Annotated in this window: 13 protein-coding genes and 1 other RNA gene; 10 read left to right on the top strand and 4 right to left on the bottom strand. The window is 49.1% G+C overall.

Going from position 1 to position 14,066, the window contains the following annotated elements; genetic code table 11:
• Window positions 1–289: 289 nt before the first annotated feature.
• Window positions 290–910, top strand: a complete 621-nt coding sequence (locus tag FOB24_RS12260; protein ID WP_161668284.1) for a helix-turn-helix domain-containing protein — start codon at window positions 290–292, stop codon at window positions 908–910.
• A 5-nt stretch (window positions 911–915) separates the two neighbouring features.
• Window positions 916–1,512 (top strand): hypothetical protein, encoded by a 597-nt coding sequence (locus tag FOB24_RS12255; protein WP_085049441.1) that lies wholly within the window; start codon window positions 916–918, stop codon window positions 1,510–1,512.
• 237 nt (window positions 1,513–1,749) lie between these two features.
• On the opposite strand, the gene FOB24_RS12250 is transcribed toward FOB24_RS12255, so the two are convergent.
• Window positions 1,750–2,637 carry a LysR family transcriptional regulator gene (locus FOB24_RS12250; protein WP_150344978.1) on the bottom strand — a complete coding sequence of 296 codons (888 nt, stop codon included), beginning with the start codon at window positions 2,635–2,637 and terminating at the stop codon, window positions 1,750–1,752.
• Between the two features lie 122 nt (window positions 2,638–2,759).
• On the opposite strand from FOB24_RS12250, the gene FOB24_RS12245 reads away from it, so the two are divergent.
• Window positions 2,760–3,611: a Vmh family MBL fold metallo-hydrolase gene (locus FOB24_RS12245; protein ID WP_121528977.1), complete on the top strand. Its 852-nt coding sequence runs from the start codon at window positions 2,760–2,762 to the stop codon at window positions 3,609–3,611.
• Window positions 3,612–3,678: 67 nt separating this feature from the next.
• Here FOB24_RS12245 and FOB24_RS12240 read toward each other — a convergent pair whose 3' ends face one another.
• From FOB24_RS12240 to ydiJ, 3 genes are all read right to left on the bottom strand, one after another.
• Window positions 3,679–3,867, bottom strand: coding sequence for a YdiH family protein (locus FOB24_RS12240; RefSeq protein WP_029139522.1), 189 nt, complete (start codon window positions 3,865–3,867; stop codon window positions 3,679–3,681).
• A gap of 77 nt (window positions 3,868–3,944) precedes the next feature.
• A complete protein-coding gene (gene menI, locus FOB24_RS12235; RefSeq protein WP_042308766.1) occupies window positions 3,945–4,355 on the bottom strand; it encodes a 1,4-dihydroxy-2-naphthoyl-CoA hydrolase in 411 nt (136 codons plus the stop codon).
• Window positions 4,352–7,408, bottom strand: a complete 3,057-nt coding sequence (ydiJ, locus tag FOB24_RS12230; RefSeq protein ID WP_150344977.1) for a D-2-hydroxyglutarate dehydrogenase YdiJ — start codon at window positions 7,406–7,408, stop codon at window positions 4,352–4,354. Before ydiJ ends, menI begins: the two co-directional genes overlap by 4 nt.
• Window positions 7,409–7,621: 213 nt before the next feature.
• On the opposite strand from ydiJ, the gene ydiK reads away from it, so the two are divergent.
• The 7 genes from ydiK (at window position 7,622) to aroD (ending at window position 13,955) form a co-directional block, all read left to right on the top strand.
• Complete coding sequence (ydiK, locus tag FOB24_RS12225) at window positions 7,622–8,722, top strand: AI-2E family transporter YdiK (protein WP_069324246.1); 1,101 nt, start codon at window positions 7,622–7,624, stop codon at window positions 8,720–8,722.
• Window positions 8,723–8,906: 184 nt separating this feature from the next.
• Window positions 8,907–9,014, top strand: an RNA gene (rprA, locus tag FOB24_RS12220) — antisense sRNA RprA.
• A gap of 158 nt (window positions 9,015–9,172) precedes the next feature.
• Complete coding sequence (locus FOB24_RS12215) at window positions 9,173–9,529, top strand: YdiL family protein (protein WP_038640241.1); 357 nt, start codon at window positions 9,173–9,175, stop codon at window positions 9,527–9,529.
• Window positions 9,530–9,577: 48 nt separating this feature from the next.
• Window positions 9,578–10,798, top strand: a complete 1,221-nt coding sequence (locus tag FOB24_RS12210) for an MFS transporter (protein WP_038640240.1) — start codon at window positions 9,578–9,580, stop codon at window positions 10,796–10,798.
• Window positions 10,799–11,036: 238 nt separating this feature from the next.
• Window positions 11,037–12,272 (top strand): MFS transporter, encoded by a 1,236-nt coding sequence (locus FOB24_RS12205; protein WP_038640238.1) that lies wholly within the window; start codon window positions 11,037–11,039, stop codon window positions 12,270–12,272.
• A gap of 21 nt (window positions 12,273–12,293) precedes the next feature.
• Entirely contained in the window at window positions 12,294–13,160 is an 867-nt protein-coding gene (ydiB, locus tag FOB24_RS12200; RefSeq protein WP_069324249.1) for a quinate/shikimate dehydrogenase, read from the top strand.
• A 36-nt stretch (window positions 13,161–13,196) separates the two neighbouring features.
• Window positions 13,197–13,955 carry a type I 3-dehydroquinate dehydratase gene (gene aroD, locus FOB24_RS12195; protein WP_087856690.1) on the top strand — a complete coding sequence of 253 codons (759 nt, stop codon included), beginning with the start codon at window positions 13,197–13,199 and terminating at the stop codon, window positions 13,953–13,955.
• The last annotated feature ends 111 nt before the right edge of the window (window positions 13,956–14,066 follow it).

The raw sequence follows: 14,066 nt of genomic DNA, 5'->3' as shown, positions 1-14,066 counted from the left end.
GTGGATATATAATTCACAAAATAGAGAGAGGACAGAACATTAGACCAGACATAAACGCAAAACCAAGATTAAAATATCAAAAAAACGGGCCAGTACAAATGCTTGAACCACAAAACGACCTTATATTACATAATAATTTCATTTAATTTCATTAAGTTACCATTTCAATATGGAATTAATTATTTTCCCATATTGCAAGGAAAGTATTCCCCATGTGAATATACTTACATCGTGAGTACTCATTGAACATTGATACTAAAATTCCACTTTTATGATGAGAATCCTGCGTATGATGAAGCCAAATGATGAAATGAAGTTAATTATCTCCAAATGGTTATCATCCGGTGCCGCGCGTATCATAATAAAAAGCGAAATTGGAATTGAGCGTACTTTAGGCGTTAAGCCGAATAATACTGACTTCGTCTTTCTGACTGAAGGAGCGATGGATATCAGGAGAACAAGGGACGACCTGGTATTCTGTACTGCGCTTGCGCCCTATATTATGAGCGGGACCGACCATCCTGAAAGTGAAGCGTACTTTTATGGTGAGATACGGGCTCATTCAGTAGCATATCGGATTAAAAAAGAAACCGCATTGAATTTAGTGGAAAAGTTCAATTTATTCAAAGAATTGTGGATAGTTGAAAAGTATAAATCTCAAGCCATATGGCGCAGAGATGCCAACCTCAATGGCGCATCAGTTAAAGTGGCAATCGGAGAGCTGATTACCGTTCTTAGTATGCTCCCACCAGAGTTTAGAAAATCAATCTCTGTTTATAAATTTCTTCAGGAAAGAACAAAGTATTCAAAAAGTACAATAATGCGTGTCGTAAACCATTACAGAGATAATGGCCAACTAGATATTAAAAATGGAATACTTATTGAATGGATTCCTAAAGAAAAAGGATAAACACTATGGGATTTCATATACATACTTACTGTGCCTATACCCGGCAGGGGGTTTTGGGCCTCATTGATGAAATATTTGAAACTTCACAACCCGATGAGGTCATTCATATTTTCGATCTCATCGAAAACCCACATCCAATCTTACTATTAAATAAAATAAAAAATTACATGCGGATTACATTAGATGAACCGCAGAAAATAATAGCTATATGCAATAAACAGACAGCAGATTTTCTGCGTAAATTCAGCATACTATGCATTACACCGACAGAATCAATATTAAACTGGGTGGATATTCTAAAAAAAGCAAAGGCGTATACTAAGTGGTCTGTAGCCAGCATTCCAGAACTGGAGCATCATTACGCTTCAAAGCCTCTGACAAATAAGGATTTTTTTATTCTTGAGCATTTGTGTCAGGGTTATTCATTTTCTGAAATATCTGAACTAAGTGGTTTGAATGCAAAGATAGTTTATGCCAGACTCAGTAAAATTAAATGTGAATTTAACTTAGAAAGGAATAACATCCATCTCGCTTACACTTTTATTTTAGAGTCAAGAACAAACTATTTTCATTGTGGCAGACAGTCCAATTATCATCGTTAAAGGCACATAGAAATTAAGCGCTTACAGTCTCAGCAGCAATGCATTATTATGCGGAACAGTGCAAATAACAAAAAACCCTTAAGTCTGCTTGCTGGCAGGCTTAAGGGTTCCGGCCCCATCCGGCGCTTATCTCCGGCACTCGTAATGGCTTAGCTCTTGAAGGGGCATAAGAATAATCTCACTCCCGGATAAGTTTTGTTTAACACAAATTGCGGTTTGATTGTTTTTTGAGCGCAGTCAATGACATAATTCGCGCGTTGTTTCACTAATTTCGTCTAACAACAAGCGTAACCCCGCAGGCTGATGCTCACGAGAAAGATACAACCCGTATATTGGCAGGCGTTTAGGCTGTAGCTCTGGCAGTAACCGAACTAACTTTCCCTGCGCCAACCCTTCTCGCGCTTCCGGCTCCGGTACCAGCGCAATGCCCATACCCGCCAGCGCCGACTCACAGAGCAGCGAAGAGATCCCGGCGCTCAAATTCCCTTTGATCGCAACAGAAACCGTCTGCCCTTGTACATCGAGAAAGTGCCAGGATTTTCCGGCAAAGCCGCTGTAATAGAGGCAGTTATGCTGCGTAAGATCGTCGAGCGTTTCAGGAGTGCCATGTTGATGCAGATAATCGACAGACGCACACAGCACGGATTCACAGTCCCCCAATCGACGGGCGATGGTCCCAGGCTCGGGGGTATCCGTAATGCGGATCGCCACATCGATGCGTTCCCCGACCAGACTTACCGGTTGATTATTAATCTCAACCTCAATGCGCAGTTGCGGATACCGCACCAGAAAAGTGGGCAGCACCGGAGCAAGAATATGCATCGCGGTATAGTGCGCGCAAGCGACACGTAGCGTACCGGAAGGTATTTGCGCGGCACTGGCGGCAGCAATATCCAGCGAAAGTTGCGCCAGAGAACGCGTTTTCACTAACGCTTCTTCTCCGGCTGGCGTGATCGTCAGGCGACGCGACGACCGATGGATAAGCCTTGCCCCCGCCCATTTTTCCATTTCGTCGAGGTAACGACTAACCATCGGTCTGGAAAGCCCCAGCGCTCGCGCGGCGGCACTTAAGCTGCCCAAATCACAGATATGGTTGAATACCGTTGCCGCCATTACTCTGTCCATTGCATCCCATCCGATCGTTTTAAGAAACTCAGCATACCCTGATACAGGAATTCTAACAGATGCAAATATCCTTAAAATACGCGAACTATCAAAAGACAATTTCCTGCACAAGGTTACCTGGTATGAATGTTAAAACTCTGGCACTGCTGTTACCCCTGTTCTCCTCTTCACTCTTTGCCGCCCCGCTCCAGCTGGACGTCTACAACCCGCAGGATAAGGCTATTTTCCCAGTCTCCTCGACGCTGGTTTCAGGACCGAAAGAAGCGATTTTGTTTGATGCGCAGTTCAGCACCAAAGATGGCGAACAACTGGTACAGATGATTCACGCCAGCGGTAAAACGCTGAAAGCCATCGTAATCACCTCCGGCGATCCGGATTTCTATTTCGGTCTGCAGCCCCTCGTCAACGCCTTCCCACAGGTAAAAGTGCTGGCAACACCGCATGTGGTTGAGCATATCCGCGCCACGAAAGAGGCCAAACTGCAGTTCTGGGGCCCGCAAATGAAGGACGGCGCGCCAACATCACTCACCGTGCCGCAAGCCACCACACAAACGCGTTTCACGGTTGATGGCGAAATGCTGGAACTTCGCCATCCCAACGATTATGCGGCGTATGTCTGGATCCCGGCGAACCGCGCAATCATTGGCGGTACTGGCGTGGCTTCGGGTATTCATGTCTGGACGGCGGATACGCAGTCTGCTGAACAGCGTTCCGCGTGGCGCAATGTGTTAAGCGAGATGCAGAACTTACAGCCCGCTCAGGTGGTTCCGGGGCATTACATTGGCGAACGCCCGACAGGCGATAAAGCGATTCGCTTCACCCGGGACTATTTGCAGTCATTTGAGCAGGCGTTAAGCGCGAATAAAGGTTCAGCTTACGTGATTAAAACCATGACGGCGGCATGGCCAGGCCTGGCGGACGCCAGCTCTCTGGAGCTAAGCGCGAAGGTCAATAGCGGTGAGATGAAGTGGTAAACAAGATTTAACGCCAAAAATAACCCCGAACGCATGTCGGGGTTACATTACAATAAGCATACCGGAATCAATGAACGCCCATGCGCCAGGCAAAATAGATCTCTTCTTTCAGTTCTGTTGAAGAGAGCGTCAATAAATCCGCAAACTCCAGCTCAAGCTGTTTCAGTCTTTTCAGGTACTGAGCCGGTGAAAGATCGGTTTTATCACGACGTAAAAACTCTATTGCCAGTTGGGCCGGGTCTAATTGGGTAGACATATCATCCTCGCTTGTGTTCAAAACCTGCACAGTATAACACCATTCACTGCGCAGATAATGACCAAAAGCAATATGCATCACAAAATAGCGGTCGTCAGACGCGATGTGCAACACAATCGCCCTTGCTCATCGAAGATTTCGATTTGCCATACCTGATGGCGAGAGCCGGTATGAATGGCGCTACACACGCCTCTGACACGCCCTTCCCGCGCAGAGCGAACATGGTTGGCATTAACCTCAAGGCCCACCACTTTTTGCTCTCCCTGAGTGCACAGGTAACCGGCCACTGAACCAATGCTTTCCGCCAACACCACCGATGCACCGCCATGTAGTAAACCAAAAGGTTGTTTGGTGCGATGGTCCACCGGCATTGTGGCCTCCAGGGTATCGTCGCCAATATGTTCAAAGCGAATGTCGAGCAACCCCACCATATTTCCTTCACCCATGGCATTGAGCGCCTCAAGAGTGACTTCACGTTTCCAGATCATCCTATAATCTCCAGCAGTGCCTGTAATGGATGGCGAACGCCCGTGCCTTCAACGCGTTTAACCTGGCTACGACAGGAATATCCGGTAGCCAGACAACGATTTCGCGGCAGTCGTTGCATTGCCTGGTGCCATGATAGCTCATAGATCCCCAGGGAGTTCTGGTGATTTTTCACTTCGTGCCCATAAGTGCCAGCCATGCCGCAGCACCCCACGCTGACGTTCTCCAGCCTGGCGCCAAAACGGGCAAAAATAGCTGCCCACTGCGCAGGCGCGCCTGGCAGGGCCGTCACTTCGGTACAATGACCAAAGAAATACCACGGCTCACCGGCAATAGCAGCTGGCTGCTGTGACGCCACAACGGTAGATAACCATTCGTTGACCAGCAATACATGGAAATCCCCCCGCTGTTCTCCAAGCGCCAGCTTGTATTCATCGCGATAACAGAGCACCAGCGCCGGATCAACGCCCACCATTGGAATATTCAGCTTCGCCACCCGGTTGAGAAACTCAGATGTCTTTTTCGCTGTTTTGGCAAAACGGTTTAAAAAGCCTTTAATGTGCTGCGCTTTGCCGTTTGGCGAGAACGGCAGCAGTACCGGCTGTAAGCCCAGTTTTTCTACCAGACGGATAAAATCAGCCACCACCTGCGCATCGTAATAGCTGGTGAACGGATCCTGTACCACCAGCACCATACGGGCTTTTTGTTCCGGGCTGAGTAATTCGAGCTGTTCCAGTGTCATGTTGGCAGAACGATGACCAACCAACTGACGTTGCAGCGACGGCGCAGACAACAACGGTAAATCCACCATACCGATGTGCTTTTTAGCCAGATTACGCACCAGCGGCTGATTGATGAAGAAATTAAACGTTTTGGGCGCACGCGCCATGAGCGGCGCATAACTCTCAACGGTCGCCACCATATGATCGCGCAACGGTCGCAGATAACGCGTGTGGTACAGTTGCAGGAAGCGCGAGCGGAACTCCGGTACATCAATTTTAATCGGACATTGCGTGGAACAGGCTTTACACGCCAGACAACCGGACATCGCCTCTTTGACTTCATGCGAGAAATCGTATTCGCCCTTACGCGCATGCCAGCTGTTGCGGGTGCGGGCAATCAGCGTGCGTAAACTGGCGCGTTTTTCCGGCAGCTCTTTTTCCAGCTGTATCGGGTCAATTCCGCGATCCGCCAACAGACGCAGCCATTCACGTACCAGCGTGGCACGGCCTTTCGGCGAGTGGATACGGTTGAGGCTGATTTTCATCGACGGGCACATGGGGCTTTTCGCATCAAAGTTAAAGCATAACCCGTTGCCGTTACACTCCATTGCTCCGCGCCACTCTTGCCGCACCGCCAGTGGGATCTGTCGGTCATAAGTCCCGCGCTTGACGGCATCCACTTTCATCATTGGCGCGTCAACGTCTTCCGGTGGACAGATTTTCCCCGGGTTCAGCCGGTTTTGCGGATCAAATACCGACTTCACTTTGCGCAATTCGCGATACAGTTCGTCACCGAAAAACGCCGGACTGTATTCTGCACGAAAACCTTTCCCGTGTTCGCCCCACAGCAAACCACCATATTTTGCCGTCAGCGCGACCACATCGTCAGAAATGCGTTTCATCAGCACTTCTTGCTGCGGGTCACACATATCCAACGCCGGTCTGACGTGCAGCACGCCGGCATCCACGTGACCAAACATGCCATAACTCAGACCGTGGCTGTCGAGCAGCGCACGGAACTCGGCAATGTAGTCAGCCAGATGCTCCGGTGGAACGCAGGTATCTTCAGCGAACGGAATAGGCTTCGCTGAACCTTTCGCATTTCCCAGCAAACCGACGGCTTTTTTACGCATGGCGTAAATGCGCTCCACGCCCGCAAGCTCAGTACACAGCTGCCAACCAATGACACCGGCTTCCTGACGGGCAATTAAGCCGTCCAGGCGTTCGCACAGCGCCCTGACCTGAGCATCAATCAATGCTTCATCATCACCCGCAAATTCGACGATATTCAGGCCCAGCATTTCTTTATCCGGTACGTCGGTAATCAACTCACTTACCGAATGCCAGACGATATCTTCCCGCGCCAGATTAAGCACTTTGGAGTCAACGGTTTCTACCGACAGTGCGCGCGCTTCCACCATAACCGGGGCGTTACGCAATGCTGAATCAAACGAGTCATACTTGACGTTGACCAATTGCCTGACTTTGGGCAACGGCGTGATATCCAGGCGCGCTTCGGTAATAAACGCCAGCGTACCTTCTGAGCCGGTAAGAATGCGGGTTAAATCAAACTCGGTCATCTCGTCGTTGAAGACGTGTCGGAGATCGTAACCAGTAAGGAAGCGATTGAGTTTGGGGAATTTATCAAGAATAAGCTGCCGATTATCACGACACCGCTCATACACCGTCTTATAGATGCGGCCAATAGTGGTATTGCTGTTGCCTAGCGTTTGGGCGAGTTCGATCGGCATTGGCTGGGTATCAAGAATATCGCCGCCCATCAGCACCGCGCGGATACCCAGCACGTGATCGGAGGTTTTACCGTAAACCAACGAACCTTGTCCGGATGCGTCGGTATTGATCATCCCGCCCAACGTTGCCCGGTTACTGGTGGATAATTCCGGGGCAAAGAAATAGCCGTAAGGCTTCAGAAACTGGTTGAGCTGGTCTTTGATTACCCCGGCTTCGACCCGCACCCAACCTTCCTGCGGGTTGATTTCAATAATGCGACTCATATAACGGGACATATCAACAATAATGCCCTGATTCAGCGCCTGACCGTTCGTCCCGGTACCGCCGCCGCGCGGGGTAAAAATCAATGACGAAAAAAGAGGTTCAGCCGCCAAACGGGCGATCAGCGCCACATCTGCCGTTGAACGCGGGAAAACCACAGCATCAGGAAGCAGCTGATAGATACTGTTATCTGTCGACATTGTCAGCCGATCGGCGTAGCTCGTTGCCGTATCGCCCGTGAATCCTTGCTGCTCCAGCGCCTGCAAAAAATTGAGCACCAGTTGAACGACACCTGGCGCCTGAGAAATTTGTGGAATCATTATAGTGACCCTTTCCTGCGGTCTGTGTTGTGAATTTAATCGTTTGCGTGTTGCTTTGTTTGTTGTATCACATTTTTTTCTAATACGCTCAGCAGATTTACAGGCAGAATCCGCCTGTTCAAAACCGCTGAAATTGCTCATCATTACAGGGTGTGATTTAAGTGTTCACGTCGCGTCAACGTTCTGACGCAAAGACAAAGGTGAAAAGTATTTATGGTAAATTTTCGTCAGCCCAGGGATATTGCGCAAGTGCTGCTAACGGTGCTGTTTTTAGCCATCATGATTGTGGCCTGTCTCTGGATTGTGCAGCCCTTTATCCTCGGTTTTGCATGGGCGGGTACGGTGGTCATCGCAACCTGGCCTATCCTGTTACGCTTGCAAAAACTGCTGTGGGGACGCCGTTCACTGGCGGTGCTGGTAATGACCCTGTTGTTGGTAATGTTGTTTATCATTCCTATTGCGCTGCTGGTTAATAGCATTGTTGATGGCAGCGGACCGTTGATCCATGCCGTCACCGCTGGCGATATGACGCTGCCGGATCTGGCGTGGTTGAACAGCATTCCGTTGGTGGGAGCCAAAATGTATGGCGCATGGCACAGCCTGCTGGATATGGGCGGCGCAGCCATTATGGCCAAAGTTCGGCCTTATGTCGGCGCCACAACGACCTGGTTTGTCGGTCAGGCTGCGCATATTGGTCGCTTTATGATGCATTGTGGCCTGATGCTGCTATTCAGCGCCCTGCTGTACTGGCGTGGTGAGCAGGTGGCGTTAGGGATCCGTCATTTCGCGTGTCGACTGGCATCTAAACGCGGTGATGCCGCCATTCTGCTGGCGGCGCAGGCCATTCGCGCTGTTGCGTTAGGTGTTGTGGTTACGGCTCTGGTACAGGCGGTCCTCGGCGGCATTGGTCTGGCGGTAACCGGCGTGCCGTATGCGACGCTGCTGGCAGTATTAATGATCCTCTCCTGCCTGGTACAACTGGGGCCGCTGCCGGTGCTGGTCCCGGCCATTATCTGGTTGTACTGGACCGGGGATTCAACCTGGGGCACCGTGCTGCTGGTGTGGAGCGGTGTGGTCGGAACGCTGGATAACGTCATTCGCCCAATGTTGATTCGTATGGGCGCCGATTTGCCGCTGATCCTTATCCTTTCTGGCGTCATCGGTGGATTAATTGCATTCGGCATGATTGGTCTGTTTATCGGCCCGGTAGTCCTGGCCGTGTCCTGGCGTCTGTTCTCTGCCTGGGTGAATGAAGCGCCTGCGCCGGGGAGCGATCCTGACGAACTCCTCGCAGAAATTGAAAGCAATAAGTAATCCAACGTCAGGCGGCATTGCCGCCTGATTGTTTAGCAATGTTAATCTATCCCGTCCCGGTACTGAGTTAAACCGAACGGTACTCTCCTCGCAGCACTCATTTATGTCGCAAATTCTTTACAGTTTTTAAACTATTGAGATGAATCTGATCGACGCGAAAAATCAGTATGCCTACTATTAGCTCAAGGCTGTAGATCAACACATTGATTTATAAGCATGGAATTCCCCTGAGTGAAACAACGAATTGCTGTGTGTAGTCTTTGCCCATCTCCCACGATGGGCTTTTTTTTGTCCTTCACTCACCTCCGCACTCGACTGACTGCAAAACTCAGTACCTCTTCCCTGCTATACAACAAATAATATTGCACAAGATACTGTGACTCTCTTCAAGCCGAAATATCCACAGCAATGCTATTACTATTCCACCGTCTTTTATGAGGTGATCAAATAATGAACGCACTGGAACTGCAGGCTATCCGCCATATTTTTGCTATGACGGTGGAAGAAAGCGCGATGTATATCTCGCGTGATAATAATGTTGCCGCATGGCAACAATGGGAAAATGGCGAAAGGGAAATCCCGGAGTACATCGCGCACATTTGTAAAGAAATGAAAGCCAGACGGAAAGTAAGAATTAATGCAGTTATCGACAAAATTAATAACCGCATTGGTAATAACACTATGCGTTTTTTTCCCGATCTGAACTCATTTCAGACGGTTTATCACCACAACGATTTCCTCGACTGGAAAATCTATCAATCGGCTGCTGTTGAGCTCTACGCTCACGACCTTGAGCGTTTGTGTTAAGCATTTACAACGCCATACCAATTTAGCCTCTTCGCTGAGTAACACATTATGAAAAACACCTATTTCTCCACTGCGATAGGGCTGTACTTTAATTACCTGGTCCACGGCATGGGGGTCATTCTGATGAGCCTCAATATGTCTTCGCTTGAACACCAGTGGCAAACCAACGCCGCGGGCGTCTCGATCGTTATTTCCTCGCTGGGCATCGGTCGTTTAAGTGTCTTATTAATGGCTGGCATGCTCTCCGACCGCTATGGCCGCCGACCGTTTATTATTTTCGGCATGATCTGCTACCTGATTTTCTTTGTTGGCATCATCAATACGCATAGTATTTTTATCGCCTATGCCTTTGGCTTTCTGGCGGGAATGGCCAACAGTTTTCTCGATGCCGGAACCTATCCCAGCCTGATGGAGGCGTTTCCCCGATCGCCCAGTACAGCCAATATATTAATAAAAGCCTTCGTCTCCAGCGGCCAGTTTCTGCTACCTATGATTATCAGTTTGTTGGTGTGGGCCGAGCTTTGGTTTGGCTGGTCCTTCCTGCTGGCGGCCGCCATTATGATAATCAACGGCGTGTTTTTGTTTCGCTGTCGCTTCCCGGCGCATCCAGGAAATCAAACTTCCATCAAGGCATTACCTGCTAAACGGGAAACACAACAATCTGAACATCGTTGTTCGATTCTCGACCTTGCCTGTTACACTCTGTATGGCTATATCGCCATGGCGACATTTTATCTGGTAAGCCAGTGGCTGGCGCAGTACGGACAGTTTGTTGCTGGCATGCCTTATACGTTATCTATCAAATTGTTAAGCATTTACACCTGCGGCTCTTTGCTGTGCGTATTGATTACTGCTCCACTGGCGCGCAAAGCGGAACGCGCGACATTGTTGTTGATGCTGTACACCTTTATTTCATTTATTGCGCTGCTGGTGGTTTGCCTGCACCCGACACCCTACGTGGTTATCACCTTTGCGTTTGTCATTGGATTTTCTTCAGCCGGAGGCGTGGTGCAAATCGGTTTAACACTGATGGCGGCACGCTTTCCACATGCAAAGGGTAAAGCGACCGGCATTTACTACAGCGCGGGCAGCATTGCGACTTTCACCATTCCGCTGATCACAGCAAGAATCTCAGAGACCAGCATTGCTCATATCATGTGGTTTGATGCCGGTATCGCCGCTGTCGGTTTCCTGTTGGCGCTGTTTATTGGGTATCGCAGCCGCGCCGCATTAAAACATCAACTAAAAATGGCGACGGTCGCAGAATAACGGGGATGCAATATTGTTCATCCCTTCTGCAACATAATTGGCTGCCCTTTTAAATTATCAGCAAAAAGTCATCAGGAAGAATTAAATTCACAGTTTAAGATGCAAAATACCTGGTAAGTTAAACGCCATGCTATGTAGGTAATGTGTCTACTGAACGGTATATTAAGCACAAGGTCGCCAAAATTTAAAAATATCGTCAAGCACGAAATAATTTTAAAATCCGCAAGGAGTTGTGAAAATGTCTCAAAACAAGACCTTTAATACGCCATTTCTTCTGGCGATAATCTGTATTTATTTAAGTTATTTTCTCCACGGCATTAGCGTCATTACGCTGGCGCAAAATATGACGTCTCTCGCAGAAAAGTTCTCCACCGATAATGCCGGGATTGCCTATTTAATTTCAGGCATTGGTTTGGGGCGACTGGTGAGTATTTTATTCTTTGGTGTGCTCTCAGATAAGTTTGGCCGCCGGGCGATCATTCTGTTAGGCGCTATTCTGTATATGCTGTTTTTCTTCGGTATTCCCGCCAGCCCTAATCTGCTGATTGCCTTTATTCTGGCTGTTTGCGTTGGCGTGGCTAACTCGGCGCTGGATACCGGTGGCTATCCGGCATTAATGGAATGCTTCCCCAAAGCATCAGGATCGGCTGTTATCCTGGTTAAAGCGATGGTCTCGTTCGGGCAGATGCTCTACCCCATTGTCGTCAGCACCATGCTGCTCAACCATATCTGGTACGGCTATGCAGTCATTATCCCCGGCGTACTGTTCGTCGTTATCACCCTGATGCTGTTAAAAAGCCGCTTTCCCAGCCAGATGGTGGATGCCGGTATCGCCAAAGAGCTGCCACAGATGAACAGCAAACCGTTGGTCTGGCTGGAAGGCGTCGCTTCCGTGATGTTTGGTGTCGCGGCGTTTTCAACCTTTTACGTCATCGTGGTCTGGATGCCGAAATACGCCATGGCGTTTGCCGGCATGGCGGAAGCCGACGCCCTGAAAACGATCTCTTACTACAGTATGGGATCGTTGGTCTGCGTATTTATTTTTGCCGCCCTGCTGAAGAAAATGGTTCGACCGATATGGGCAAATGTGTTTAACGCCGCGCTGGCAACCATCACCGCAGCGGTCATCTATTTATATCCCTCTCCGCTGGTGTGTAACGCCGGTTCATTTCTGATTGGTTTCTCTGCCGCTGGCGGTATTTTACAGCTTGGCGTCTCGGTGATGTCAGAGTTTTTCCCCAGGAGCAAAGCCAAAGTCACCAGTGTTTATATGATGATGGGTGGCGTAGCCAATTTTATTATCCCATTAATCACCGGATACCTTTCTAACATTGGCCTGCAATACATCATTTTGCTGGACTTTGCATTTGCTCTGCTGGCCTTCATCACCGCCATCATCGTCTTTATTCGTTACTACCGCGTATTTGATATCCCCAAAAATGATGTGCGGTTGGGCGAACGTTATTTTCAATAAATTGTTTAGAAGGAGTATCAAATGGACGTAACTGCTAAATATGAACTGATTGGCTTAATGGCCTACCCTATCAGACATAGTCTGTCACCAGAAATGCAAAACAAGGCATTAGAAAAAGCGGGACTACCTTTTACCTACATGGCATTTGAAGTCGATAACTCAACGTTTGCCAATGCCATTGCCGGACTGAAAGCGTTGAAGATGCGCGGCACCGGGGTCTCTATGCCCAATAAGCAGTTGGCATGTGAATATGTTGATGAATTGACCCCTGCTGCCAAACTGGTCGGCGCAATCAATACCATCGTGAACGATGATGGTTACCTGCGCGGTTACAATACCGATGGCACCGGTCATATTCGCGCCATTAAAGAAAGCGGCTTCGATATTAAAGGTAAAACCATGGTACTGTTGGGCGCGGGCGGCGCATCGACAGCCATTGGCGCGCAGGCGGCCATTGAAGGCATCAAAGAAATTAAGCTGTTTAACCGTAAAGATGAATTCTTTGAAAAGGCGCAGGCATTCGCCAAACGCGTCAATGAAAACACCGATTGCGTCGTGACCGTTATCGATCTCGCCGATCGGCAAGCATTTGCCGATGCCCTCGCCAGCGCGGATATTCTGACCAACGGCACAAAAGTCGGCATGAAGCCGCTGGACAACGAATCTCTCGTGACCGACGTTTCCCTGCTGCGCCCGGAGCTGCTGGTGACTGAATGCGTTTATAACCCGCATATGACCAAATTATTGCAACAGGCGCAACTTGCGGGTTGCAAAACAATTGATGGTTACGGCATGTTGTTATGGCAAGGGGCTGAACAGTTCAAACTCTGGACCGGGAAAGATTTCCCACTGGAGTATGTGAAACAGGTTATGGGTTTTGCAGCCTGACGGGCACGCATTTGTAATATATTTAAAGGGTAATCAATGAAAACCGTAACCGTAAGAAACCTCGTGATTGGCGAGGGCGCGCCGAAGATCATTGTCTCGCTGATGGGTAAAGACATCGCCACGGTAAAAAGCGAAGCGCTGGCCTATCGCGAAGCGGATTTCGACATTCTGGAATGGCGCGTTGACCATTTCAGCGATGTCTCTTCCACAGATGCCGTGCTGGAAGCGGCTCGCGCCATCCGCGATGTGATAGCGGACAAACCGCTACTTTTCACCTTCCGCAGCGCCAAAGAAGGCGGTGAACAGGCACTGTCTGTCGAAAACTATATTGCACTTAACCGTGCAGCAGTAGACAGCGGTCTGGTGGATATGATCGACCTGGAGCTTTTCACCGGTGATGAGCTGGTTAAAGCGACCGTCGAACATGCCCACGCGAAAAATGTCAGCGTGATTATGTCGAATCATGATTTCCATAAGACACCAGCCGCAGAGGAGATCATCCAGCGTCTGCGTAAAATGCAGGAACTTGGCGCGGATATTCCTAAAATCGCCCTGATGCCGCAAAACAAAACGGATGTGCTGACACTGTTGGGCGCTACGCTGGAAATGCAAGAGCGCTATGCGGACCGGCCGATAATTACCATGTCGATGGCTAAAACTGGGGTGATTTCACGTCTCTCCGGCGAGGTTTTCGGTTCAGCAGCCACCTTTGGCGCCGTGAAAAAAGCGTCGGCCCCGGGACAAATTTCGGTCGCCGATCTGCGTACTGTATTAACAATATTGCATCAGGCTTAATAGCAGAATATATCCACATCACTATTAGCAATGCCCTGCCCCAGATATTCGCTTAACCACGAATATCTGGCTGGCAGCTAAGCCTGATTAAATTAACTCACAATATTATTG

The organism is Citrobacter werkmanii (assembly GCF_008693645.1).
In the GTDB taxonomy this organism is placed as follows: Bacteria; Pseudomonadota; Gammaproteobacteria; order Enterobacterales; family Enterobacteriaceae; genus Citrobacter; species Citrobacter werkmanii.
Note: the sequence above shows the minus strand (reverse complement) of the source record. Positions and strands in the feature narration are given on the sequence as shown.